The sequence below is a fragment of the Streptomyces sp. NPDC096176 genome, from assembly GCF_044763255.1.
Lineage (GTDB): Bacteria > Actinomycetota > Actinomycetes > Streptomycetales > Streptomycetaceae > Streptomyces.
Genome location: NZ_JBIWFV010000013.1, coordinates 132,629 through 157,809, shown reverse-complemented (window position 1 = coordinate 157,809; position 25,181 = coordinate 132,629). Strand labels below are relative to the sequence as shown.

Annotated in this window: 21 protein-coding genes; 8 read left to right on the top strand and 13 right to left on the bottom strand. The window is 71.5% G+C overall.

Features of this window, described 5'->3' with window-relative positions:
* Positions 1-14: 14 nt before the first annotated feature.
* From ACIQ7Q_RS29710 to ACIQ7Q_RS29690, 5 genes are read left to right on the top strand one after another with little or no spacing between them, the layout of a single operon-like run.
* On the top strand, positions 15-1,895 hold the full coding sequence (locus ACIQ7Q_RS29710; RefSeq protein ID WP_403868683.1) for an ABC transporter substrate-binding protein: 1,881 nt from the start codon (positions 15-17) through the stop codon (positions 1,893-1,895).
* Between the two features lie 3 nt (positions 1,896-1,898).
* On the top strand, positions 1,899-2,948 hold the full coding sequence (locus ACIQ7Q_RS29705) for an ABC transporter permease (protein ID WP_403868680.1): 1,050 nt from the start codon (positions 1,899-1,901) through the stop codon (positions 2,946-2,948).
* Positions 2,945-3,916 (top strand): ABC transporter permease, encoded by a 972-nt coding sequence (locus ACIQ7Q_RS29700; RefSeq protein WP_403868678.1) that lies wholly within the window; start codon positions 2,945-2,947, stop codon positions 3,914-3,916. The genes ACIQ7Q_RS29705 and ACIQ7Q_RS29700 overlap by 4 nt, the downstream gene beginning before the upstream one ends.
* Positions 3,913-4,917: an ABC transporter ATP-binding protein gene (locus tag ACIQ7Q_RS29695; RefSeq protein ID WP_403868675.1), complete on the top strand. Its 1,005-nt coding sequence runs from the start codon at positions 3,913-3,915 to the stop codon at positions 4,915-4,917. The genes ACIQ7Q_RS29700 and ACIQ7Q_RS29695 overlap by 4 nt, the downstream gene beginning before the upstream one ends.
* A gap of 14 nt (positions 4,918-4,931) precedes the next feature.
* On the top strand, positions 4,932-5,924 hold the full coding sequence (locus ACIQ7Q_RS29690; protein WP_403868672.1) for an ABC transporter ATP-binding protein: 993 nt from the start codon (positions 4,932-4,934) through the stop codon (positions 5,922-5,924).
* Positions 5,925-6,136: 212 nt separating this feature from the next.
* Here ACIQ7Q_RS29690 and ACIQ7Q_RS29685 read toward each other — a convergent pair whose 3' ends face one another.
* The 9 genes from ACIQ7Q_RS29685 to rimP form a co-directional block, all read right to left on the bottom strand.
* A complete protein-coding gene (locus ACIQ7Q_RS29685; protein ID WP_403868669.1) occupies positions 6,137-7,093 on the bottom strand; it encodes a bifunctional riboflavin kinase/FAD synthetase in 957 nt (318 codons plus the stop codon).
* Positions 6,994-10,716: a trypsin-like peptidase domain-containing protein gene (locus tag ACIQ7Q_RS29680; RefSeq protein WP_403868666.1), complete on the bottom strand. Its 3,723-nt coding sequence runs from the start codon at positions 10,714-10,716 to the stop codon at positions 6,994-6,996. The genes ACIQ7Q_RS29685 and ACIQ7Q_RS29680 overlap by 100 nt, the downstream gene beginning before the upstream one ends.
* Before the next feature lie 203 nt (positions 10,717-10,919).
* The gene (truB, locus tag ACIQ7Q_RS29675) at positions 10,920-11,819 is read right to left on the bottom strand and encodes a tRNA pseudouridine(55) synthase TruB (protein WP_403868663.1); all 900 of its coding nucleotides are present in this window, start codon (positions 11,817-11,819) and stop codon (positions 10,920-10,922) included.
* Positions 11,816-12,259 carry a 30S ribosome-binding factor RbfA gene (gene rbfA / locus ACIQ7Q_RS29670; RefSeq protein ID WP_403868660.1) on the bottom strand — a complete coding sequence of 148 codons (444 nt, stop codon included), beginning with the start codon at positions 12,257-12,259 and terminating at the stop codon, positions 11,816-11,818. The genes truB and rbfA overlap by 4 nt, the downstream gene beginning before the upstream one ends.
* Positions 12,260-12,285: 26 nt before the next feature.
* Entirely contained in the window at positions 12,286-12,579 is a 294-nt protein-coding gene (locus ACIQ7Q_RS29665; RefSeq protein WP_264247582.1) for a DUF503 domain-containing protein, read from the bottom strand.
* Between the two features lie 181 nt (positions 12,580-12,760).
* Complete coding sequence (infB, locus tag ACIQ7Q_RS29660; protein ID WP_403868657.1) at positions 12,761-15,865, bottom strand: translation initiation factor IF-2; 3,105 nt, start codon at positions 15,863-15,865, stop codon at positions 12,761-12,763.
* A 151-nt stretch (positions 15,866-16,016) separates the two neighbouring features.
* Entirely contained in the window at positions 16,017-16,295 is a 279-nt protein-coding gene (locus ACIQ7Q_RS29655; RefSeq protein ID WP_356629677.1) for a YlxR family protein, read from the bottom strand.
* A gap of 131 nt (positions 16,296-16,426) precedes the next feature.
* Positions 16,427-17,434 carry a transcription termination factor NusA gene (gene nusA, locus ACIQ7Q_RS29650; protein WP_403868654.1) on the bottom strand — a complete coding sequence of 336 codons (1,008 nt, stop codon included), beginning with the start codon at positions 17,432-17,434 and terminating at the stop codon, positions 16,427-16,429.
* Between the two features lie 2 nt (positions 17,435-17,436).
* Positions 17,437-17,961: a ribosome maturation factor RimP gene (rimP, locus tag ACIQ7Q_RS29645; RefSeq protein WP_403868651.1), complete on the bottom strand. Its 525-nt coding sequence runs from the start codon at positions 17,959-17,961 to the stop codon at positions 17,437-17,439.
* 188 nt (positions 17,962-18,149) lie between these two features.
* Here rimP and ACIQ7Q_RS29640 point away from each other — a divergent pair, with 188 nt between their 5' ends.
* The 3 genes from ACIQ7Q_RS29640 to ACIQ7Q_RS29630 are packed head-to-tail and all read left to right on the top strand — an operon-like array spanning position 18,150 to position 19,986.
* Positions 18,150-18,653 carry a hypothetical protein gene (locus tag ACIQ7Q_RS29640; RefSeq protein WP_403868648.1) on the top strand — a complete coding sequence of 168 codons (504 nt, stop codon included), beginning with the start codon at positions 18,150-18,152 and terminating at the stop codon, positions 18,651-18,653.
* Positions 18,653-19,099 carry a DUF4439 domain-containing protein gene (locus ACIQ7Q_RS29635; RefSeq protein WP_403868645.1) on the top strand — a complete coding sequence of 149 codons (447 nt, stop codon included), beginning with the start codon at positions 18,653-18,655 and terminating at the stop codon, positions 19,097-19,099. The genes ACIQ7Q_RS29640 and ACIQ7Q_RS29635 overlap by 1 nt, the downstream gene beginning before the upstream one ends.
* A 23-nt stretch (positions 19,100-19,122) precedes the next feature.
* Positions 19,123-19,986 (top strand): aminoglycoside phosphotransferase family protein, encoded by an 864-nt coding sequence (locus ACIQ7Q_RS29630; protein WP_403868642.1) that lies wholly within the window; start codon positions 19,123-19,125, stop codon positions 19,984-19,986.
* Positions 19,987-20,487: 501 nt separating this feature from the next.
* Here ACIQ7Q_RS29630 and ACIQ7Q_RS29625 read toward each other — a convergent pair.
* The 4 genes from ACIQ7Q_RS29625 to ispG form a co-directional block, all read right to left on the bottom strand.
* The gene (locus tag ACIQ7Q_RS29625; protein WP_403868639.1) at positions 20,488-22,182 is read right to left on the bottom strand and encodes a proline--tRNA ligase; all 1,695 of its coding nucleotides are present in this window, start codon (positions 22,180-22,182) and stop codon (positions 20,488-20,490) included.
* A 65-nt stretch (positions 22,183-22,247) separates the two neighbouring features.
* On the bottom strand, positions 22,248-22,829 hold the full coding sequence (locus ACIQ7Q_RS29620) for a GNAT family N-acetyltransferase (protein ID WP_403868636.1): 582 nt from the start codon (positions 22,827-22,829) through the stop codon (positions 22,248-22,250).
* A gap of 50 nt (positions 22,830-22,879) precedes the next feature.
* The gene (locus tag ACIQ7Q_RS29615) at positions 22,880-23,725 is read right to left on the bottom strand and encodes a GNAT family N-acetyltransferase (RefSeq protein WP_403868632.1); all 846 of its coding nucleotides are present in this window, start codon (positions 23,723-23,725) and stop codon (positions 22,880-22,882) included.
* 128 nt (positions 23,726-23,853) lie between these two features.
* Complete coding sequence (gene ispG, locus ACIQ7Q_RS29610; protein WP_403868629.1) at positions 23,854-25,023, bottom strand: flavodoxin-dependent (E)-4-hydroxy-3-methylbut-2-enyl-diphosphate synthase; 1,170 nt, start codon at positions 25,021-25,023, stop codon at positions 23,854-23,856.
* Positions 25,024-25,181: the final 158 nt, after the last annotated feature.

Sequence of the window (25,181 nt, the reverse complement as noted above, 5' to 3'; positions counted from 1 at the left end):
CGAGGTCACTGTCCATGGTCACAACGGCATCTCCCCAGAGCACCCGGCAACGCCCCCGCTTCCGATTGGTCCTCGCCAATGGCGCCGCGGCCTCCGCAGTGGTGATGGCGGGGGTCCTCGCCCCCCAGGCCCAGGCCCAGCCAGAGAACCGCTCCCTGGCCGGATCACAGGCCCGGCCGGCCGCCGACGACGGCAAGCAGGTTCTCACCGTCGCGGTGTCGCAGAGCATCGACTCGCTGAGCCCGTTCCTGGCGCAGCGTCTGGTCAGCACCACGATCCACCGTCTGGCCTACGACTACCTGACGAACTACGACGTCAAGGACGGCCGCGCCGTCCCCGGTCTGGCCACCGCGTGGCAGCCGTCCGCCGACAAGCTGACGTGGACGTACACCATCCGCGACGACTCCAAGTGGTCGGACGGAAAGCAGGCCACCGCCGAGGACGCGGCCTGGACGTTCAACAAGATGATGACCGACGAGAACGCGGCCACCGCCAACGGCAGCTTCACGGCCAACTTCAAGAAGGTCACGGCGCCCGACCCGAAGACGCTGGTCATCGAGTTGAAGAAGCCTCAGGCCACGATGACGGCACTCGACGTCCCGATCGTGCCCAAGCACGTGTGGGAGAAGGTCGACGACTTCTCCAAGTTCAACAACGACAAGCAGTTCCCGATCGTCGGCAACGGCCCGTTCGTCATCACGGACTTCAAGGTCGACCAGTATCTGAAGCTGAAGCCGAACAAGGACTTCTGGCGCGGTGCGCCCAAGTTCGACGAGCTGGTGTTCAAGTACTACAAGGACGGCGACGCCGCGGTCGCGGCCCTGCAGAAGGGCGAGGTCTCCTTCGTCCAGGGTCTGACCCCTGCCCAGGCCGCTGCGCTGAAGAGCGCCAAGAACATCAAGGTCAACGACGCGCCCGGCCGCCGTTTCTTCGCGCTCGCCACCAACCCCGGCGCCCAGTCGAAGGACGGCACGAAGTTCGGCAACGGCCACAAGGCGCTGCTCGACCCGGCCGTGCGCAAGGCGCTCTTCCACGCCACCGACCGCACGACCATCGTCGACAAGGTCTTCCAGGGCCACGCCGTCGAGGGCGAGGGCTACATCCCGCCGCGCTTCCAGTCGTACTTCTGGAAGCCCGACGCGAGCCAGAAGATCGCCTACGACCCGGCGAAGGCCGCGCAGATCCTCGACGACGCCGGCTACAGGAAGAACGGTCAGGGCAAGCGGCTCGGCAAGGACGGCAAGCCGCTCGACTTCCGCATCCTCTGCCACGCCACCGACCCGAACGACAAGGCGATCGGCAAGTATCTGCAGGAGTGGTGGGGCGAGCTGGGCATCGGACTGAAGGTCGACTGCCTCGACAACGTCTCCGACCCGTGGCTCAAGGGCGACTACGACCTGGCCTTCGACGGCTGGTCCGTCAACCCCGACCCGGACTTCGTCCTGTCGATCCACACCTGCGCGGCGCTGCCCGCCACGTCCAAGGACAGCGGCGCGACGGACAACTTCATCTGTGACAAGCAGTTCGACGCGCTGTACGCGAAGCAGGCCGTGGAGTACGACGCGGCCAAGCGCGCCGACGTCGTCAAGCAGATGCAGTCACGGCTGTACGACACGGGCTACATGAACGTCCTCGCGTACCCGAACGCCGTCGAGGCGTACCGTACGGACCAGATCAAGTCCATCACGACGATGCCGGAGGCGGCCGGCAACATCTACGGCCAGGACGGTTACTGGAGCTGGTGGTCGGCCGAGCCCGCCGCGGCCGAGAGCGCCTCCGACAGCAGCTCGTCCGCCGGCGTGGTGATCGGTATCGGCGCGGCCGTGGTCATCGCCGCCGCTCTCGGGCTGTTCGTCGCGATGCGTCGCCGTTCCACCGCGGAAGACCGTGAATAGTCGATGAGCACCACAAGTACGACCAGTACGACCGCTGTGGCGCGGGCCCCGGAGGCCCGCGCCGCGAGCGGCAGCGCACGCGCCTATCTCCAGTACGTGGCGGGGAAACTGGGCGGTGCGGCGATCTCGCTGCTCGCCGTCCTCGTCACCAGCTTCTTCCTCTTCCGGATCATCCCGGGCGACCCGGTCAGGGCGATGACCCACGGCATGCCGACGTCGGCCGAGCAGATGGCGACGCTGCGCCGCCAGTTCGGTCTCGACAAGCCGATGTGGCAGCAGTTCACGGACTACTGCGCCAGTGCCCTGACGGGCGACCTCGGCATGTCGTACCAGTTCCACGCGCCCGTCGGTGACCTGATCGCCCAGAAGGTGCCGGCGACGCTGCTGCTCACCGGGGTGGCGGTCCTCGTCTACTCGGCGATCGGGCTCTGGCTGGGGACTCGCTCGGCCTGGCGGCACGGCAGCCTCGGCGACAGGCTCAACACCGGTGTGGCGTTGACCCTGTGGTCCGTGCCGGGTTTCTGGCTCGGCCTGCTGCTGATCATCACCTTCTCGGTGGGGATCGGCCCCGTTCCCGGCATCTTCCCCACCGGCGGTATGGAGTCGGGCAACGAGAGCGGCTTCGCCTACGTGGCCGACGTGGCGCACCACATGGTGCTGCCCGTGCTGACCCTGGTCGCCGTCGGGTACGCCCAGACGCTGCTGGTGATGCGTTCGTCGCTGCTCGACGAAATGGGCAGCGACTACCTGACGACGGCACGCGCCAAGGGGCTGCGGGACGACGTGGTGCGGCGCAGGCACGCCGTACCGAACGCGCTGCTGCCGACCGTCACCATGGTGTTCATCAACCTCGGCCATGTGGCGGCCGGTTCGATCCTGGTCGAGACGGTCTTCTCCTGGCCGGGGCTCGGCGGGCTGTTCTATCAGGCGCTCAGCGTGCCGGACCTGCCGCTCGTCCAGGGGCTGTTCGTCGTCTTCGCCGGGGCGATGATCATCATGAATCTCCTCGCCGACCTGCTGTATCCGCTGCTCGATCCCCGGGTGGGCCGATGACGACGACACCGACGCCGCCGACGAAGACCACGGCCGCGCCCGAGGCGGCGCCGGCCGCCGAGGCCGGGCGGACCGCACAGACGGCGAGGTCCCTGGCGTGGGCGCGCCGCCGGCACTCCGTGGCACGCTTCTGGAGCGCGTACCGCACCCACCGGGCGGGCCTGTTCGGCCTGGCCGCGCTGGCGCTCATCGCGTTCACCGCGCTCGCCGCGCCGCTGCTGGTCGGTGGTGACGTGCAGAGCGTGACGAACGCGCCCGGAACGGCGATGGAGAAGCCCAGCGGCGAGTTCCCGCTGGGCACCGACCAGTTCGGACGCTCACTGCTCGGCCTGCTGGTGTGGGGGGCGCGGATCTCGCTCACCGTCGGTCTGCTGGCCGCCGCGCTGTCGGTGGCCATCGGCACGCTCGTCGGCATCATCGCCGGCCACTACGGCGGCTGGTTCTCCACGGTCCTGATGCGGATCACCGACTGGTTCCTGGTCATGCCGACGCTCGTGCTGGCGATCGTGCTCGCGACCGTCATGTCGCGGAATGTGTGGACGGTCATCATCGCCATCGGCGTCGCCAGCTGGCCCACCACGGCACGGCTGGTGCGGGCCCAGACCATCGCCGTGGAGTCGCGGCCCTATATCGAGCGTGCCAAGGCCCTCGGCGGAGGACACGGCCACATCATGAACCGGCATGTCCTGCCCAACGTGATGCCGCTGGTGCTGGCGCAGACCACGCTCGGGATCTCCAGCGCGATCCTCACCGAGGCGACGCTGGCCTTCCTCGGCCTGGGCGACCCGACCATCGTCTCCTGGGGCGGAATGCTCCAGGACGCGCGTGAGGCGGGCGCGGTGTCCTCCGGCCACTGGTGGTACCTGGCCCCGCCCGGAATCGCCATCGCCCTCGTGGCGCTCGCCTTCACCCTGTGCGGGCGTGCGATCGAGTCCGTACTCAACCCGAAGCTGGGAGTGGCGCGTTGAGCCTGCTCGAGGTCAGGGACCTCCATGTGACCTACGGCTCCGGTGCCCGCGCCGTGCCCGCCGTACGCGGCGTCGACCTGTCCCTCGCCGCCGGGCAGAAGCTCGGCGTCGCGGGCGAGTCCGGTTGCGGCAAGTCGACACTGGCGCTCGCACTGCTGCGGCTGCTGCCGGCCTCCGCGAAGCTGACCGGCGAGATCGTCCTCGACGGCGAGGACGTCCTCACCATGAAGTGGGGGCGGCTACGGGCTGTGCGGTGGGCGGGCGCGTCGATCGTCTTCCAGGGGGCGATGCACTCGCTCAACGCGGTCCACCGCGTCGGCGACCAGATCGCCGAGCCGATCCTGCTGCACCGCGGATCGACCCCGGCGGAGGCGAAGCGGCGCGTGGGCGAGCTACTCCAGCACGTGGGGCTGCCGGTCTCCCGCGCGAACGCCTACCCGCACGAGCTCTCGGGCGGGCAGCGGCAGCGAGTGATGATCGCCATGGCGCTCGCCTGCGACCCGCGGCTGATCGTCGCCGACGAGCCGACGACTGCGCTGGATGTGATGATCCAGGCGCAGATTCTGCGGCTGATCGAGCAGCTCGTCGCAGAGCAGGACATCAGTCTCCTGATGATCAGCCACGACCTGGGCGTGCTCGCCGACACCTGCGACCGCCTCGCCGTGATGTACGCGGGCCGCGTCGTGGAGGAGGGCCCCGCCCGGGCGGTCTACGACGCCGCACAGCATCCGTACGGGCGGGCTCTGTCCGCGGCCTTCCCGCGCATCGGCGACCCCGCCTCGCGCCGGGCACCGCGCGGGCTGCCCGGCGACCCGCCCGACCCGGCGTCTCTGCCGGGCGGTTGCACGTTCCACCCACGCTGCCCCGTGGCACTCGACACGTGCCCCGAACAGGACCAGGAGCTGGTCACGGCGGGCGAGAGCCACCGGGCGGCGTGTGTGCTGGTGGGCGGCCCGACGGACCGAGCAGGGGCCGGAGCGGGGACGGAGAAGCAGCTGTGACACAGGAGCACGTCATGACCCCGACCACCACGGCCGCACCGCTGCTGTCCGCATCCGGGCTGCACGTCACCTTCCCCGGGCGCCGGGGCGAACCGACGGCGCGCGCCGTGGACGGCGTCGACCTCGACATCGGCGCAGGGGAAATCGTGGCCCTCGTCGGCGAATCCGGCTGCGGCAAGACCACGCTGGCACGCTCGCTGCTCGGCCTGGTGACGCCGAGCTCCGGGCGCGTCACCTTCGTCGGGGAACCTCTCGGTTACGGCTCACGCGCGCTGAAGACGTACCGCAAGCGCGTGCAACTGGTACTCCAGGACCCGAGCGGATCGCTCAACCCCCGGCACACGGTGTACGACGCCGTGGCGGAGGGCCTGCGGATCCACGGCTACGCGGGTGACGAACGCGCCGCCGTCGCAGGAGCCCTGTCCCGGGCAGGTCTGCGTCCACCCGAGCGGTTCTTCCTCCGCTACCCGCACGAACTGTCCGGCGGACAGCGGCAGCGCGTTGTCATCGCGGGCGCCCTGGTACTCGAACCGGAACTGATCGTCGCCGACGAGCCGGTGGCGTCGCTGGACGCCTCCGTTCGCGGGGAGATCCTGGCGCTGCTGCTGCGGCTACGGGACGAACTGGGCCTGTCCGCACTGGTGGTGACGCACGACCTGGGTCTCGCGTGGAACATCGCGGACCGGGTGGCAGTGATGTATCTGGGGCGAATCGTCGAGTCGGGGCCGGTGGAGGATGTGCTGACGTCGCCGCAGCACCCCTACACGAAGGCGCTGTTGTCGGTGCTGCCGGAGTCGGAGGAGTCGCCGGTGGTCCTCACCGGCGAGCCGCCGGACCCGTCCCGCATCCCGGCGGGCTGCCGATTCCACGCCCGCTGCCAGATCCTGTCGTCGGGCGAGGCGGACCGGGCCGGCGTGGCGGACCTGTGCCGCACCCGCGACCTCCCGGTCCTCCCGAACGCCCCGACTCCGCAGGTGGCGTGTCACTGGGCGACAGCGTCCGGCTGAGGGGACACCCACACGGCCGGCACGTGCCCCCTTGGGGGAGTGAAACCGTCGGCCGGGGTGCGCCGGGGGCGTGTACGGGACGTGAAGCGGCGCATGCGCGGGCAGCGCGGTGAGGCAAGCACTCCCGGACACGACCCGATGAGCGGACCGCCCCCGAGCGGGCCGGGGGCCGGGCCACGCCCGCACAGGTCACCCGGGCCGGGCCCGGATCGTCAGCGACGCGCGTCGTACGCCGCCGTGAGCTCCCGGCACTTCTTCACGTCGTCCCCGATCGCCACCAGCAGCGACTCGATCGAGTCGAACTTCTCCTGCCCCCGCACATACGCCAGGAAGTCGACCTCCACATGCAGGCCGTACAGGTCGAGCCCCACGCGGTCGATCGCGTACGCCTCCACCGTGCGCTCGGTGCCGTCGAACTGCGGGTTCGTGCCGACGGAGATCGCCGCCGGCATGCGTGCGCCGGCCGCCGTGAGCCAGCCGGCATAGACGCCGTCCGCCGGGATCGCGGTGTGCGGCAGGGTCTCCACGTTCGCCGTCGGGAAGCCGAGCTCGCGGCCGCGCTGGGCGCCGCGGACCACGATGCCCTCGACACGGTGCGGGCGGCCCAGGATCTCCGAGGCGCCCTCGACGTCTCCCTCGGCGATCAGCCTGCGGGTGAGCGTCGAGGAGAACGGCTCGCCGCCGCCCGCCTCGCCGCGCACGTACAGGTCGACGACCTCGACCTCGTAGTCGTACGTCGCGCCGAGCTCGGCGAGGAACGCGACGTTGCCTGCCGCCCGGTGACCGAAGCGGAAGTTGGGACCCTCGATGACCGCGCGCGCGTGCAGCTTGTCGACCAGGACCTTGACGATGAAGTCGGCCGGCGACAGCTGGGAGAAGTCGGCGGTGAAGGGCAGGACGAGCACCGCGTCCACGCCGAGCTCGGCCATCAGGTCGGCGCGGCGGTGGTGCGGCGCGAGCAGCGGGGGGTGGCTGCCGGGACGGACGACCTCGCTGGGGTGCGGGTCGAAGGTGACGACGACCGACGGCACCCCTAGCTCGCGCGCCCGCTCCACCGCGCGACCGATGATCAGCTGGTGTCCGCGGTGTACGCCGTCGTAGGAGCCGATGGTGACGACGCTGCGTCCCCAGTCCTGGGGGATGTCCTCCAAGCCACGCCAGCGCTGCACTGTGACCGCTCCTCGCCCGAACCTGTGTACGTGATTGCCGATAACGCAGGTCTAAGACTGCCATGCCCGGCGCTCCCGGTCGGCATCGGCACCGGGCTGCCCGGTGTACGCAGGGCCCGCCGGGCGCCCGGGCCCACGACTGCGGCCCATTCCTGGGGGTCGTCGGCCAGCCAGCGCCCTGCCAGGGTGGCGAAGCCGGGCACGTCGCGGGCGAGCTCCACCAGCCGCCTGTCGAGGCAGGCGGCGCCCTTGGGTGTGCGGGCGAGCAGCAGGCCAGCACGGTGCACCAGCGCACGAGTGTGTTCCTCGGGGCGCTGGTGGCTGCCGTGGGCGGCGGCGCAGAGCAGCGCGTCGAGAACGGCCACCTCGCGGGCCTCGTACCGCTCGTAGCGCAGCATCACGTCGAGCAGCTCCGCCCGCAGCACCCGCGAGGACGCGCCGCCAGGTGCGGCGAGGACGGGTGCGAGGGCGCTGCGTACGTGTGCAGGCCGGCCTCGTAGCAGGTGGGTGACGAGGGGGAAGAGCACGTCGCGGGCGTCGGGGCCCCCGTCGAGGCGGCGGTGGACGTAGGCGGCGGCGTGCGCCGCGCCGTCGGGTCGGTGGTCGACGTACTCGCAGACCAGGGCGGCGGCGCGCCGCGCGGTCGCGGGGTCGGTGACGGCTTCGGCGAGCGTGGCGAGCAGCTCCCCCGCGTCGGCGCCGCCGTCCGGCCGCAGCAGCCGGGCCCGGAAGGCGGCGAGCACCGGGGCGGCGTGGGTGGTGAGTGCGTCCGCGACGGCGCCGGCAGGCAGGTGCGGGTCGCCCGCCACGAAGAGGTCGAGCGCCCGGTCCAGATGCCGGGGGCGGCTGACCGGGTCGCGGACGAGGAGGGCGAACGCAGTGCCGTGGTGCGCGGGGTCGGCGAGCAGCGCGCGTGCCGCGCCCCGCAGGTGTTCCCGGTCGCGGTCGGTCGTGGGCCTGGGGGCAAGGGCGTGGGCGGCGGCCGCGGCCCGACGTGCGGGCCGCGGGTCGCGCGCCCAGCGGTCGACGGCCCTGCACACCACGGACGGCTCGTCCTCGGCGAGCGCGTCGAGCAGCTCGGTGGCGCGGGGGTGGGCGGTGTCGACGAGGGCCTCGGTCAGATCGTCCGGCGCGAGGCCACGCCGTGCGTACAGCAGCGCCTGCGCGGCAGCGCCGACGGTGGGCCGTACCCCGGAGTCGGGGTCCGCGGCCAGGGGGGTGTCGTCACCGAACCAGCGGCACAGCAGGGGCTGCACGGCTCTGGGGTCGGCCGCCAGCCGTTGGTCGGCGAGCTCCAGGTAGCGGGGCGTGGCGGTGGCGCCGTGCGCGGGCGGGTCGGCGGGGACCAGGCGGCGCAGAAGGTCGAGACGGGCCGGGTCGTCGAGCGACAGCCGTTCCCAGAAGCGGGGCCCGAATTCCCTTTCGCGGTCGGGTCGTTCGGCCAGACGGTGCAGCACGCCCAGATGCCGTTCCGCGTCGGGTACGCGCGGCAGAACCTCATGGAGAAGCCGGGCCGCCCACCAGCGCGCGTCCACGGGCCGCTCGTCAGGGTCAGGCTCGTGGAGCGCGTCCACGAGGCCGGTGAGCCGGTGCTCCAGCGCCGACGCCTCGTGTCGCCGGCCGAGATGGAGGAGAGCCTGTACGACGGTGCCGACGCGATGCCGCGGTACGGGCGCCGCCTCCGGCCCTTCCTGGCGGAGGTGCAGCAGGGAGCGCAGTGCGGCGTCGAGATCGAGGTGACCGCCCTGGATCCAGTCCGCGAGTTCCTCGTGTGCGAAGCGGTAGCCGCTGCCGGCCGGGACGAGCAGGCGTTCCATGAGGACGGCGGACGCCCATCCGGCTCGCCACGGGAACAGCTCCTCGAACGCCGTCCCGTCCAGTTGCCCGTGCCCGGGGCCGAGGCAGCGTCGGCCAGCCTCGTGCATGCGGCCGGCGACCGCGGCGACGAGCCCGCGGAGCGCGGAGCCACGGGGCTCGGGGGCGGCGTCGGAAGCGATGCGTACGGCGATCCGCAGACAGACGAGGTCCAGATAGGCGCCCAGGACCTCTTCGCGCCCTGGTCTGCTCGGCAGGGCGCCGGGCAGTGCGCGGTGCACCTCGGCGAGCAGCCGGAGCGTGAGCGGATGCCGCTCGTCGACGGTGGCGACGGCCCCGGGTGGCAGGCCGTACGCCTCCCGCACCCGGCGGGCCTGGTGGGCATCCAGCTCTCCCATGCGCACAGCCGGCGGTGACTGGGTGTCCGTGCCAGGTCCGCGCCTGGCAACGCAGTGGGCGGGCACCCTGGCTTCGGACGCCGCCCAGGACGCCTCCGCACCACCAGCTGCGCCGCTGCCGCGTCCTGCACGGACGTCGGCGGGGTACGTCGGGCCCGGCGCCCGGTCGTCGCCCGCGCCGCCGACTCCGGCGAGGGCAGCCACGGGCGCCGAGGTCCGGGGCCCCGCCTCGGGTGGGAGCGCCGGGCCGCCGGGGCGGTGCAGTAGCCCCGGCGGGAACAGCGCCCCGGCCTGGTCCCAGTACTCGGGTCGGCACGCCACCGCCAGCCGGGTCCCGCAGGAGGCCAGCCACTCGGTGGTGGCCGTCGTCCACTCCCGCAGGTTGTGCGCCTGCGCGGGCGGCATCTCCTCGGGGCCGTCGAGCACGACGAGCAGCGGCCGTCCCGCGTCGTGGGCCAGGCGGGCCACCCGGGCCGGGCCGATGTCCTGCTCCGGTGCGGCGAGGATGCGGGCGGCCCGGTGCAGCGTCCGGGCCACCGCGTCGGCCAGGGAGGTGTCCCCGGCGCGCAGGTCGGCGCCGCGCAGCCACAACGTGGGGGCCGGTTCGGGTCCTTGGGCGCGCCGGGCGGCGAGCATGCGCAGTTCCGTCGTACGGCCTGTTCCGGGGGCGCCTACGAGTCCGAGGACCAGGGGCGCCGCGTGGCGCTCGGTGAAGTCGGCGAACTCCCCCGCGATGTCCGGGCGTTCGATGTGCTCCGGCCCGCTGCCCGAGGTGCCGGTCCGTGCGAGCGAGCCACCGGTGAGCTCCAGTACGGCGGCCAGGTTCAGGTCCTGCCCGTAGGCGGGCGCCAGTTCCGCGTTGCGGCGCAGCAGGGCTGCCAGCGGCTCCGGCAGAGCGGCGTGCAGGGTTCGTGCGCAGGCGCCTGCCGGAGCACCGGTCGGCGGCACTGCGCCGAGCACGGCCAGGACCGCTCCGGTCGCCGCGTCGAGCACGGGTCCTCCGGCGGCTGCTCCCGCGAGGCGCAGTGCGTCGCTGCCGTCGGTGCCGATGGCGAGCTCCAGCATGCCGCTCGTCGTGGCGAGCACGCGCGCCTCGCGCCAGCCTCCGGCCACGAGCCGCACATAGGTTCCCGGCGTGACACGGTCACGCGCGCCGATGGGCAGCGCGGGGACGCTCAAGCCGGTGGCGCGCAGAAGCGCGAGTCCGTGCTCCGGGTAGGCGGTCACGGAGTCGGCCTCGAGGACGGAGCCGCTGCCGTCCTGTGGCCGGAGGAGAGGGCGGGTGAGCCCGGCGATCACGTGGTGGCCGGTCACGACCGTGCCGAGATCGTCGGCGACGAAGCCGGTGCCGTGCGGCCGACCGGCCGGATCGCAGATCCGTACCAAAGTTGCCTGGTCAGCGCGTCCCATGGCGACGACGTTATGTCGATCATGATCGGCGGGAGAAGTCCGCATCACGAACGCGCCCCCCAGTGCACCCCGGTTCACTCCGAGCGCCTGCTCGTTGGGGTGAATCCCGGGTGCGCAGTGGATAGACCTATTGCGGGGGAAACGAGGGGGGATCGTGGGGCGGGCAGCATGGCTGCCCGCCCCACGACGTGTCACGGCCCCGGTCAGCCGAAGACGGCAAGGCTCTTCGCCTTGCCCTTCTGCTCCTCGACGAGCGCCAGGAAGCGGCCGTCGGGTCCGAAGACGGCGACGGGCGCGCGGTCGTAGGTCGGCATGTCCAGCCGTACGCCGTTGGTGAGCAGCTTGGCCCGTCGCTCGTCCACGTCCCAGCGTGGGAAGGCGGCCGCGGCCGCCTCGGCGATCGGCATCACGGTCAGCTCCTCCTGGAGCTGGTCGAGCGTCTTCGCCGCGTCGAGGCCGTAGGGCCCGACGCGGGTGCGCCGCAGCGCCGTCAGATGCCCGCCGACGCCCAGATCGGCTCCGAGATCGCGCGCGAGCGCCCGGATGTAGGTGCCGGACGAGCACACCACTGACACGACCAGGTCGACGACCCGGAGCCCGTCCTGCGTCGTGGTCTCCCGGACGTCGTAGACCTGGAAGGAGGAGACGGTCACCGGCCGGGCCGGGATGTCGAACTCCTCGCCGCCGCGCACCCGCGCGTACGAGCGCTTCCCGTCGATCTTGATGGCGCTGACCTTGGACGGCACCTGCATGACGTCGCCGGTCAGCTCGGCCACGCCCGCGTCGATCGCCTCACGCGTGACACCGGAGGCGTCGGTGGAGGACGTGACCTCGCCCTCCGCGTCGTCCGTGACGGTGTTCTGCCCGAGCCTGATGGTGCCGAGGTACTCCTTCTCGGTCAGCGCCAGGTGCCCGAGCAACTTGGTGGCCTTCTCGACGCCCAGCACCAGCACACCGGTGGCCATGGGGTCGAGTGTCCCCGCGTGTCCGACGCGCCGGGTCCGTGCGATCCCGCGCATCTTGGCGACGACGTCGTGCGAAGTGAAGCCCGACGGCTTGTCCACGATGACAAGGCCGTCGGGCGGAGTCGTGCGCTGCGTCATTCCGAGGCTTCGTCCTCGTCTTCCGGCTTGCGATACGGGTCGGCCTCGCCGGCGAACTTGGCGCCGGAGGACGCCTCCCGCACCTTGGCGTCGGATGCCCGCGCCTTGTCGAGGAGGTCCTCGATCGTCTTGGCGTTCTCCGGAAGGGCGTCCGCCACGAACGTGAGGGTGGGCGTGAACTTGGTGCCCGCGGCCGCCCCGACCGCGGAGCGGAGGACGCCCTTGGCGCTCTGCAGGCCCGCGGCCGCGCTCGCCCGGTCCTCGTCGTCGCCGTAGACCGTGTAGAAGACCGTGGCCTCCCGCAGGTCACCGGTGACGCGGGTGTCCGTGATGGTCACGTGCGAACCGAGGCGAGGGTCCTTGATGCCGCGCTGCAGCTTCTCGGCGACCACCTCCCGGATGAGGTCTGCCAGTTTCTTCGCCCGCGCGTTGTCGGCCACTGGTCTTCTCCTTCTTTGCCTTGCATTCAGTCTTCGTCGCTGTGGAGCCTGCGTCGAACCGACAGCAGCTCCACCTCCGGCCGGGCGGCGACCAGGCGCTCGCACCGGTCCAGCACGTCCGTGAGGTGCCCCGTGTCGCCGGACACCACGGCGAGGCCGATCTCGGCCCGCCGGTGGAGGTCCTGGCCGCCCACCTCCGCCACGCTCACCGCGTACTTCCGCTGGAGCTCGGCGACGATCGGGCGGACCACGGAGCGCTTCTCCTTCAGCGACCGTACGTCGCCGAGAAGCAGATCGAAGGACAGTGTCCCCACATACATGTCTGTCCGGATGTCCCGCCGGTACGGGTTTGTTGTGCCGGGGGTCCGAAGGCTCGCCCCCCGAGCCGGCACAGTTCGGTCCCCGCCCGTACTTGGCAGGGACATCCAAACCGTACACGCAACGGCCGGGGCCGATCGACGGAAATACTTCCGCCGACCGGCCCCGGACTGGTGCCGTGCGTCAGCCGCGCGGCTTCTCGCGCATCTCGTACGTCGCGATGACGTCGTCGATCTTGATGTCGTTGAAGTTTCCGAGGTTGATACCGCCCTCGAAGCCTTCACGGATCTCGGTGACGTCGTCCTTGAAGCGGCGCAGACCCTCGATGTTGAGGCTCTCCGCGATGACCTTGCCGTCGCGGATGAGCCGGGCCTTGGTGTTGCGCTTGACCTCGCCGGAACGGATGAGAACACCCGCGATGTTGCCCAGCTTGGACGAGCGGAAGACCTCGCGGATCTCCGCCGTACCGAGCTCGACCTCTTCGTACTCCGGCTTGAGCAAGCCCTTGAGGGCCGCCTCGATCTCCTCGATGGCCTGGTAGATCACCGAGTAGTACCGGACGTCGACGCCCTCGCGCTCCGCCATCTGCGCGGCACGGCCGGCCGCACGGACGTTGTAGCCGATGACAATGGCGTCGGAGCCCATCGCCAGGTCGATGTCGGACTCGGTGACCGCACCCACACCGCGGTGCAGGACCCGGATGTCGACCTCTTCACCGACGTCGAGCTGGAGCAGCGAGGACTCGAGAGCCTCGACCGCACCGGACGCGTCGCCCTTGATGATGAGGTTGAGTTCCTGGACCAGACCGGCCTTGAGCACCTTGTCGAGGTCCTCGAGGGACACCCGGCGGACGCGCTTGGCGAAGTTGGCGTTGCGCTCGCGCGCCGCGCGCTTCTCGGCGATCTGGCGGGCCGTACGGTCCTCGTCGACGACGAGGAAGTTGTCGCCGGCGCCCGGAACGTTGGTGAGACCCAGGACCAGAACGGGAGTCGACGGAGTCGCCTCCTCCACGTTGTTGCCCTTGTCGTCGAGCATCGCCCGGACACGGCCGTACGCGTCACCGACGACCATCGTGTCGCCGATGCGCAGCGTGCCTCGCTGGACCAGGACGGTCGAGACGGCACCGCGGCCGCGGTCGAGGTGGGACTCGATCGCAATACCCTGCGCGTCCTGCTCCGGGTTGGCCCGCAGGTCGAGCGAGGCGTCGGCGGTGAGGACGACGGCCTCGAGCAGGGAGTCGATGTTCAGACCCTGCTTGGCGGAGATGTCGACGAACATGGTGTCGCCGCCGTACTCCTCTGCCACCAGACCGAACTCGGTGAGCTGACCGCGCACCTTGGTCGGGTCGGCACCCTCGACGTCGATCTTGTTGACCGCGACCACGATCGGCACGTCGGCCGCCTTGGCGTGGTTCAGCGCCTCGATCGTCTGGGGCATCACACCGTCGTTGGCCGCCACCACGAGGATCGCGATGTCGGTCGACTTCGCACCACGGGCACGCATGGCGGTGAACGCCTCGTGACCCGGGGTGTCGATGAAGGTGATCGCGCGGTCCTCGCCGTTGACCTCGGTCGAGACCTGGTAGGCACCGATGTGCTGGGTGATGCCACCGGCCTCGCCCGCGACGACGTTCGTCTTGCGGATCGCGTCGAGCAGTCGGGTCTTACCGTGGTCGACGTGACCCATGACGGTCACGACCGGCGGACGGGAGACCAGGGCCTCTTCGCCGCCCTCGTCCTCGCCGAACTCGATGTCGAAGGACTCGAGAAGCTCGCGGTCCTCCTCCTCCGGGCTGACGATCTGGACGGTGTAGTTCATCTCGTCGCCGAGCAGCGTCAGCGTCTCGTCGGAGACGGACTGCGTCGCGGTGACCATCTCGCCGAGGTTCATCATGACCGCGACGAGCGACGCCGGGTTGGCGTTGATCTTCTCCGCGAAGTCGGTGAGCGATGCACCGCGCGACAGGCGAATGGTCTCGCCGTTGCCGCGAGGCAGCATCACACCGCCGACCGACGGGGCCTGCATGGCCTCGTACTCCTGGCGCCTCTGACGCTTCGACTTGCGGCCACGACGCGCCGGGCCGCCGGGACGGCCGAAGGCGCCCTGCGTGCCACCACGGCCGCCGGGACCGCCGGGACGACCGGCGAAGCCGGGACGACCGCCGAAGCCGCCGCCACCGCCACCGGGACCACCCCCGCCGGGACGACCGGCGAAGCCGCCGCCGCCACCAGGACGACCGCCGCCGCCACCGCCACCGGGACGACCGGCGAAGCCGCCGCCGCCACCAGGACGACCGGCACCGCCGGGACGACCGGCACCGGCGGGACCGCGACCGCCGCCGCCACCGCCGGGACCGCCACCAGGACGGGGACCGGCAGCAGGACGCTGCGGCATCATGCCCGGGTTCGGACGGTTGCCGCCGGGGCCGCCGGGGGCGCCACCGGGACGCGGGGCCTGCGGACGAGGCATGCCACCGGGAGTCGGACGGGCACCGCCCTGACCCTGCGGACGCGGAGCGCCGCCGGGGCCGCCCTGCGGACGCGGAGCGCCGGGAGCAGCGCCGCCACCGGGACGCGGAGCGCCACCGGGACGCGGCGCCTGCGGGCGCGCCATGCCGGTGGAGCCACCGGACGTGAAGGGGTTGTTGCCCGGACGGGGACCGGCCGGACGACCGCCGGGACGCGGGGCGCCCTGGCCGCCGGCGGGACGCGCCGGACGCTCGCCGCCACGGCCGCCGTCACGCTGACCGCCGGCCGGAGCCGGTCGGGCCGGGCGCGGACCGGGGGTGGCACCCGCGGGACGCGGGGCCTGCGGTGCGGCGGGCTGGGCCGGAGCCGGAGCCGAGAACTCGGCTGCGGGCACCGGTGCCGCGGGCGCGGGCTTGGCCGGTGCGGGCTTGGGACCCGGGGTGGGACGCGGGCCCGGTGCCGGGGCCGCGGAGGGGGTGCTGCTCGCCGCGGCCGGCTTGGGGGCCGGTGCGCCGGGCTTGGGGGCAGCGGGACGTTCCCCCACTGCCTTGGCGGCAGGAGAGGTGCCCCGAGCCTGCGCCGGGGAGGGCGCCGCGGGCTTCGAGGGCGTCGCCTTGCGGGGCGCGCCAGGCTTGGCAGCGGACTTGCCGGCGTTGCCGCCGGGCCCCTGCAGTGCGTCAGTCAACTTGCGTACAACCGGCGCCTCGATCGTCGAGGACGCCGAACGGACGAATTCACCGAGTTCTTGGAGCTTGGCCATGACGACCTTGCTCTCCACGCCGAACTCCTTGGCGAGTTCGTATACCCGGACCTTAGCCACTTCGCTCCTTTTAGGTCCGGGTTACCGCCGGACCGTCGCTACTTCATGGGCGTACTCATCGCGTACTCATCGAGTGCTCATCGCAATCTCGACCTACTTCCAACTCGCGAGGTACCTGACCGCACGGGGTTCCGTGCCGTACTTCTTTCTCTTACGGTGCTGCCTGTTCGACATGCCGCCGCAGCGCGGCGGTCTCGAGCGCCCCTGTGACCCTGAAGGCCCTGGGGAATGCCCGGCGGCGGACCGCCAGGTCGAAACAGACCGAGGCGGGGTGCAGGTACGCACCCCGGCCGGGCAGCGTACCGCGATCATCGGGGACACACTCGCCCTCGATCACCACGATCCGCAGCAGATCGCTCTTGGCCGCTCGCTCCCGGCATCCCAGACAGGTTCTCTCAGGGCACGCGCGGTCGTGCGTCCGGCCAGACACGGTTAAGTCTACCTCCCCGCACCGACCTCACCCCTTTGGGGCAAAAATCGAACGGTTGTTGTCCTGATCCTGGTGGGATCTTGCTCGCCCCTCGGCACGGGCGCAAACGGGATTCCGCCCCGAGGTGTTCCTCAGCGCTGGTCGGTGCCCTGTTCCGAGCCCTGCTCGGTGTCAGGCCGGATGTCGATACGCCAGCCGGTGAGGCGCGCGGCCAGACGGGCGTTCTGCCCCTCCTTGCCGATCGCCAGGGACAGCTGGTAGTCCGGAACGGTGACACGGGCCGAACGGGCGCCGAGGTCGACGACCTCCACCTTGCTGACACGGGCCGGCGAGAGGGCGTTCGCCACCATCTCGGCCGGGTCGTCCGACCAGTCCACGATGTCGATCTTCTCGCCGTGGAGCTCCGCCATGACATTGCGCACCCGGCCGCCCATCGGGCCGATGCAGGCGCCCTTGGCATTCAGACCCGAACGGGTGGAGCGAACGGCGATCTTGGTGCGGTGACCGGCCTCACGTGCGATGGCCGCGATCTCGACACTGCCGTCCGCGATCTCCGGGACCTCCAGCGCGAAGAGCTTCTTCACCAGGTTCGGGTGGGTCCGGGACAGCGTCACGGACGGGCCGCGCACACCCTTCGCCACGCGGACCACGTAGGTACGCAGCCGCAGTCCGTGCGTGTACTCCTCGCCCGGCACCTGCTCCTGCACCGGCAGGATCGCCTCGAGCTTGTCGTCGAGCCTGACCAGGACGTTCTTGGGGTCCTTGCCCTGCTGCACCATGCCCGAGACGACATCGCCCTCACGGCGGGCGTACTCGCCGAAGGTGACGTCGTTCTCCGCGTCACGCAGCCGCTGCTGAATGACCTGGCGGGCGGTGGTGGCGGCGATCCGGCCGAAGTCCGAAGGGGTGTCGTCGAACTCCTTGGGCTCCTGCCCCTCCTCCAGGTCGGCCGGGTCCTCCTTGGCCCACACGGTCACATGGCCGGTGTCCCTGCTGAGCACCACACGGGCGTGGCGGCGGCTGCCCTCGGTGCGGTGGTACGCGATGAGGAGGGCCGACTCGATGGCCTCGACCAGCAGGTCGAAGGCGATCTCCTTCTCCTGGGCCAAGCCCTTCAGGAGCTTCACGTCGATGTCCACGGCTACGCCTCCTCTTCCTTCTCGTCCTTGTCGCCTTGCTTGTCCTTGCGGCTGAACTCGATCTCGACGCGCGCCTTGGCGATGTCGTCGAACGCGACCCTGCGGGCCTTGGGCTTGCGCCCCTTCACACCCGGGATCTCGAGGTCGAGCCCTTCGTCGTCCACCTCGAGAATGCGGGCGACGAGTTCCTCGGCCGCTCCGTCGGCGTTCAGCTGCAGCTTCACCAGGCGGCCGGTGGCGCGCACGTAGTGGCGGTGCTGGGTCAGGGGGCGGTCGGCGCCGGGGGAGCTGACTTCGAGGACGTACTCGCCCTCGCCCATCACGTCCGTCTCGTCGAGCTTCTCGGAAATGGCGCGGCTCAGCTCCGCACAGGCGTCCAGTTCCACGCCCTCGTCGGAGTCGACGATGATCCTCAGCATGCGGCGTCTGCCCGCCCGGGAGACCTCGATCTCCTCCAGATCCAGGTCCGCGGCGCTGACGAGCGGTTCCAGCAGCCCGCGCAGCCTCTCGCTCTGGGTGGTGCTCATCCGGGTGACTCCTCGGCCGCGTGTGCTGTTGTGGGATCGTCGCGTGTCGAAGAAAGGGTATCCGGTCCCGGGGGGTGTTGCCGTCCACCCACGCTGGGCCCGCAGGTACGCTCGCCTGCGGCGATGATCACTGCGAGCCCGAGGAGACACGTGTGGGGCGCACGGGGACGACACGAAGACGTGCGCTCTTGGCGACGGGGGTGGCCGCCGCCGGCCTGTTGACGGGCTGTTCGAACGACGAACCCGCTTCCCGGCGCGAGCCGGGCCGCCCCGCCGACTCCGCTCGCGCCGAGGCAGCGCTGCGCCGGCGGCTCGCGGCCACGAGCGCGGCGCTGCGCGACGAGTACGACGCGGTCATCGCCCGCCACCCGGCGCTCGCCGACCGGCTGACGCCGCTGCGTACGGCGGTCGCGGAGCATGCCGTGGCGCTGGCGGGGCTTGCGGCGTCGGCCGCCCCGTCGCCGTCCGTTTCGGCCACCGCTTCACCCACTGCTTCATCCACTTCCGGCCCGGCCACGCCTCCGGCCGAGCCCGGCGCCGCGCTGAAGTCACTCGTCGCGGCTGAGCGCCGTACCGCCGACCGTCACACGGCGGCCCTCGCCGACGCGGAGCCGGAACTGGCCCGCCTGCTGGCCTCCGTGGCGGCTGCCGGTGCCGCGCATGCGTACCTGCTGGCGAAGGGGGACGCGTGATGAGCGCTGTGGACGCGGCAGGACAGCTGGACGCCGTACAGGCGGCGCTCGCGGCGGAGCACGCCGCCGTGTACGGCTACGGGGTGGTCGGGGGACGTGTCGGGGACGACCAGGAGAACGAGGCCGCCGCCGCGCACGCCGCGCACCGGGCCCGGCGCGACTCGCTGGAGCGGACGGTACGCGACCTGGGCGGAGAGCCCTCGGCTGCCGCCGCAGCGTACGCGCTGCCCTTCTCCGTGCCGGACGCCGCCGCCGCGATACGGCTCGCCGCGGTCCTGGAGGACCGAGTTGCGGGCGTCTACGCCGATCTCGTGCGGGCCACAGACGGCCCGTTGCGGCTGGACGCCGCGGGTGCACTGCGCGAGGCGGCCGTGCGCGCGGTGCGATGGCGGGGCAGCGGCGTAGCCTTTCCTGGGCTCGCCGAGCGGGCCGCCGACCAGGACTGACGGGGAAAGGGAACAACGGACGTATGGCTTTCGAACCGCCGCAGCGGCTGGTACGGGCACTCGGTGAGGACGACAAGTGGCTCAGGCAGCTGCCCGGCGCCGTCCAGGGGACGGTGGACCGGCGGAAGCTGGACGTCGAACGGACGGTCGTGCCGGGCGGCCGCAGCAGCCTGGTACTGCTCGTACGGCAGCCGGACGGCACCCCCGCCGCCCTGAAGGTGGCCCCGCCCTCCGCCGCGCCGGCTCTCGAGCGAGCCGCACTGGAGCACTGGAACGGCTGGGGAACGGTACGGCTCCTGGACGCCGGGGACGACGGGCTCCTGCTGGAGAGGCTGCACCCGGAGATGTCGCTGCGGTCGCTGCCCGAGGCGAAGGCGCTGCTGGAGGCGGCGGGCACGGTGCGGCGGCTGTGGACGGAGCCGCCCGCAGGCCATGGCTTCGAGACGGTCACGGAGCGCACGGGCCGGCAGGCGGAGGCGATGCGGCTTTCCGACGAACCGCTTGTCGCCGCGGCGCTGGCGGCGCGGGAGGAGTTGGTCGCGCTCGCCGCCGAGGAGATGCTGCTGCACGGCAACTTCCGGCAGGGGAAGGTACTTTCGGGCGATCGGACGCCGTGGCTGGCGGTGGGTCCGGAGCCGCTCGTGGGCGAACGCGCCTACGACCTGGCACGTCTGGTCCGCGACCGGGTCGAGGACCTCGTCGCCGCCTCGGCGGGCGCTGCGGCGGCACGCCGCAGGGTGAACAAGCTGGCGGACTCCCTGGAGGTGGATCGCGAACGCCTGCGGGGCTGGACGCTGTTCCGGGCGGTCGAGTCGGGCACGCGCGCGATTGCCACGGGCCGACGCGCCGAAGGTGAACTGGCGCTGGAGTTCGCGAGCTGGCTGTAGCGGGCGCGACGCTGCTACGCGGGGCTGCGTCCCCGACCTGCCCGAACGGGGCCTCTCGGCCCCGCGGTCGCCGCTGCGCCGGGCCGTCCCACCCGTGCCGGGCCTCGACCCCCGAACCGCACCCGCACGGTGCCCTCGGGCACCGGCACGCGGAATCCGTCCCCCGACCTGCCCGAACGGGGGCCGCCTCGGACCCGTACGGCGTCTGCGGTTACCGCTTCGCCGGGGCCACCCCACCCGGCGTGGGCCTCGACCCCCGAACCGCACCCGCAGATAGCGCCGCTGCGCCGGGGCCGTCCCACCCCGAACCGAACTGCCCCAACCGGACCTCACGGACCCCGCGGCCACCACTGCGCGGGGTACCCCCACCCGGCGTGGGCCTCGACCCCCGAACCGCACCCGCACGGTGTGCTCCAACGCCGGGCGGCTCCGTCGGAGCCGCCCGGCGTTGCAGGCGCAGGAACCCGGGGGCAGCGCCCCCGGGCCCCTGCCGCAGCAGCGTCAGCCGCGCAGGCGAGCCACGGCCTCCGCCACCGGGAGCTCCTCGCGCTCGCCCGTGCGGCGGTCCTTCAGCTCCACGACGCCGTCGGCCGAGCGGCGGCCGGCCACCAGGATCTTGGGGACGCCGATCAGCTCCGCGTCGGTGAACTTCACGCCCGGCGACACGCCCGCACGGTCGTCGACCAGCACGCGTAGGCCCGCCTCGCCCAGTTGGCGGGCGACGTCGAGGGCCAGCTCCGTCTGGAGCGCCTTGCCGGCCGCGACCACGTGGACGTCGGCGGGGGCGATCTCGGCGGGCCAGCACAGGCCCTGCTCGTCCGCCGTCTGCTCGGCGAGCGCCGCAACCGCGCGGGAGACGCCGATGCCGTAGGAGCCCATGGTCACGCGGACCGGCTTGCCGTTCTGGCCGAGCACGTCGAGCTGGAAGGCGTCGGCGTACTTGCGGCCGAGCTGGAAGATGTGACCGATCTCGATCGCGCGGTCCAGCTTCAGGCCGGTGCCACACGAGGGGCACGGGTCGCCGTCCTCGACGACCACGACGTCCAAGTGGTCGTCGACCTCGAAGTCCCGGCCCACGACGACGTTCCTCGCGTGCTTGCCTTCCTTGTTCGCCCCGGTGATCCAGGCCGTGCCGGGCGCGATGCGCGGGTCGGCGATGTAGCGGACCTTCTCGAGTCCCTGCGGGCCGACGTACCCACGGACGAGGTCGGGGCGGGCGACGAAGTCCTCGGCGGTGACCAGCTCGACGACCGCGGGGGCGAGGTGGTCGCCCAGCTTGCCGAGGTCGACCTCTCGGTCGCCGGGCACGCCCACGGCGACGATCTCGCCGTCGACCTTGACCAGCAGGTTCTTCAGCGTCGCGGAGGCGGGCACGCCCAAGTGGTCGGCGAGCGTCTCGATCGTGGGGGTGTCGGGGGTGTCGAGCTCCTCGACGGGGCCGTGGGCGGCGCCGTCGACCGGGGCGAGGGCGAAGGTGACGGCTTCGGTGTTGGCCGCGTAGTCGCAGGAGGGGCAGTGGACGAAGGTGTCCTCGCCGGCCGCGGCCGGAGCGAGGAACTCCTCGGACGCCGAGCCGCCCATGGCACCGGACACCGCAGAGACGATCTTGTGCTCGAGGCCGAGGCGCTCGAAGATCCGCACGTAGGCCTCGCGGTGCAGGGCGTACGACTCGGCGAGGCCCTCGTCGGTGGTGTCGAAGGAGTACGAGTCCTTCATCTGGAACTCGCGGCCGCGCAGGATGCCCGAGCGGGGACGCGCCTCATCGCGGTACTTCGTCTGGATCTGGTAGAGGATCACCGGCAGGTCCTTGTAGGACGTGCACTGGTCCTTGACGAGCTGGGTGAAGATCTCCTCGTGGGTCGGACCGAGCAGGTAGTCGGCGCCCTTGCGGTCCTTGAGGCGGAACAGCTCGGCGCCGTACTCCTCCCAGCGGCCCGTCGCCTCGTACGGCTCCTTGGGCAGCAGGGCCGGGAGCAGCACCTCCTGAGCACCGATCGCGTCCATCTCCTCGCGTACGACGCGGGTGACGTTCTCGAGGACGCGCTTGCCGAGCGGCAGCCAGGACCAGATGCCCGCGGCGTTGCGGCGGACGTAACCGGCGCGGACGAGCAGCTTGTGGCTGAGCGTCTCCGCGTCCGCCGGGTCGTCGCGCAATGTCTTGACCATCAGACGGGACATGCGCTGGACCTGGGCCATGGTGAACTCCTGCTCGGAACGTGTGATGTGCAGGAGGTTAGCCGGGGCGCACCTGCGGGCGGAAATCAGTTCCCCTGTCCGCTCGCCCGCCGCAGCGGCAGTGCGGCGCCCATCACCGCGTACGGGCTCGGTGCGCTCGGGAACAGCACGTGGCCCGCGAGGTCCTGGTAGCCGAGCGCGCGGTACAGGGCGCGGGCCGGGCTCTCGATGTCGATCGCGGAGAGGATGGAGCGCGGCTGGCCGACGCCGTCGGTGATGGTGGTGATCAGCCGGCGCCCGATGCCGCGGCCCTGGAAGGCGGGGTGCACGTGGAGTTCGGTGATGACGAAGGAGTCGTCGAGCCAGTGGTCGGTGCCGGTGCGCCGCAGGTACGGCTCGACGACGGTGGACCACCAGTGCGTGCGGTCGTTGGGCATGCCGTAGACGAATCCGACGAGTCGGCCGGCCGCGGTGGTGGCTCCGAGGGCGTGCGCTCCTGGGCTCTGCAGATGACGCAGCACGATGTAACGGCGGATGTCGATCTCGTCGTCGCCGAGACCGAAGGCGAGCGCCTGGACGGCGAGCGCCTCGTCGACGTGTGCGGCGAGTTCGAGCGGTCCGATCGCGACCTCGGGGTACTGCGAGCCTTCCCCGGTGAGTGCTGCCATGTGCCGAACCCTACTTGCCGTCGTGGCCGCTCAGCACGGTCCGCCGGGAATCAGAACAGCACGCTCATGAAGGCGCCGACCTCGCGGAAGCCGACCCGCCGGTAGGAGGCCCTGGCCGGGGTGTTGTAGTCGTTGACGTACAGGCTGACGACCGGTGAGACGTCCGCGAGGGCGTAGCGCAGGACGGCTGCCATGCCGGTCTCGGACAGGCCACGGCCGCGGTATTCGGGGGCCACCCAGACACCTTGGATCTGGCAGGCCTTCGGGGTGGCCGCGCCGATCTCGGCCTTGAAGACGACCTTGCCGTCGTCGATCCGCGCGAACGACCGTCCGGCGGCGACGAGTTCGGCGACCCGGGCCTGGTAGAGCAGTCCGCCGTCGCCGGCCATCGGCGAGATGCCGACCTCCTCGGTGAACATGGCGACGCACGCCGGCATGATCACGTCCATCTCGTCCTTGCGGATACGGCGGACGCCGGGGTCGGGCTCGATGTTCTTCGGCAGCTCCTCGGTGATCATGAGGGGCTGGTGGTTTCGTACGTCCCTGGCGGGGCCCCAGCTCGGTTCGAGCAGTCGCCAGAGCTGGGTGGTGGGCTCGGCGGGGCCGACGATGGACGAGCAGCGGCGGCCGGACCGGCGCGCGCGGTCGGCAAAGGCGCGCACAGCTTCGGGGGTGGCGCAGATGGGGACGAGGTTGGCGCCGGAGTAACACAGGGAGCGCAGGTGTCCGTCCGCGTACCAGCCCCACATCTCACCCCCGAGACGCCATGGGTCGAGACCGGCGACCTGAACACGTGCGGTGACGAAGGCATTCGTCACCGGCTCGCTCTCGAGGATGGCGAGCGCTGCGCCGAGTTCGCCGGGGTCGAGGACCCGGGTGGTGGTCTGCGTCAACACGAGGGCGCCTCATCACACGGTTTACTGGTCTGTGAACTGTACCTGGCGGGTCGGTGGCGTGGCGCGCTCACGCGAAGGCCCCGCGGACCCCGGGGAGGGGTCGGCGGGGCCTTGGACCGGCCGGGCGGTCAGGCGCCGGGTTCGCCCACGGCGACGACGTCCGGTGTGCCCGAGGCGACGCCGTCCTTCTCCATCTGCTCCGCGATTTTCAGGGCCTCTTCGATGAGGGTCTCCACGATCTTCGACTCGGGCACGGTCTTGATGACCTCGCCCTTGACGAAGATCTGGCCCTTGCCGTTGCCCGAGGCGACACCGAGGTCCGCCTCGCGGGCCTCGCCGGGACCGTTGACGACGCAGCCCATCACCGCGACGCGCAGCGGCACCTCCATGCCCTCGAGGCCGGCGCTCACCTCGTCGGCGAGCTTGTAGACGTCGACCTGGGCGCGCCCGCAGGAGGGGCAGGAGACGATCTCGAGCCGGCGCTGGCGGAGGTTGAGCGACTCCAGGATCTGGATGCCGACCTTGACCTCCTCGACCGGCGGGGCCGAGAGGGAGACGCGGATCGTGTCGCCGATGCCCTCGGCGAGCAGGGCGCCGAAGGCGACGGCGGACTTGATCGTGCCCTGGAAGGCGGGCCCGGCCTCCGTCACGCCGAGGTGCAGCGGGTAGTCGCTCTGGGCGGCGAGCTGGCGGTAGGCGTTGACCATGACGACCGGGTCGTTGTGCTTGACCGAGATCTTGATGTCGCGGAAGCCGTGCTCCTCGAAGAGGGACGCCTCCCAGAGCGCGGACTCGACGAGCGCCTCGGGGGTGGCCTTGCCGTACTTCTCCAGGAGGCGGCGGTCGAGGGATCCCGCGTTGACCCCGATCCGGATCGGGGTGCCGGTCTCGCCGGCGGCCTTGGCGATCTCCTTGACCTTGTCGTCGAACTGCTTGATGTTGCCCGGGTTCACCCGCACCGCGGCGCAGCCCGCGTCGATCGCCGCGAAGACGTACTTCGGCTGGAAGTGGATGTCCGCGATCACCGGGATCTGCGATTTCTTGGCGATGGTGGCCAGCGCGTCCGCGTCGTCCTGCGTCGGGCACGCCACGCGCACGATCTGGCAGCCGGAGGCCGTGAGCTCCGCGATCTGCTGGAGCGTGGCGCCGATGTCGGACGTCCTGGTCGTCGTCATGGACTGCACCGAAACCGGTGCGTCGCCGCCGACCGCGACAGAACCGACCTGGATCTTCCGGCTGACCCTCCGGTCGGCGAGCTTCGTCGGAACGGACGGCATTCCGAGAGAAATTGCAGTCATCTGCTGTGCAACCCCAAGGTGTGGATCGAGGTCCCGAGATCGGCGGGCTCCAGCACCCGAGATTACGGCACTGGCGTTCGCCCGGGCACATCGCACAGCGAAGTCCACTCAAAGGGGATGGCCGGACACGAACCGTGTCCGGCCATCCCCAGAGGCGG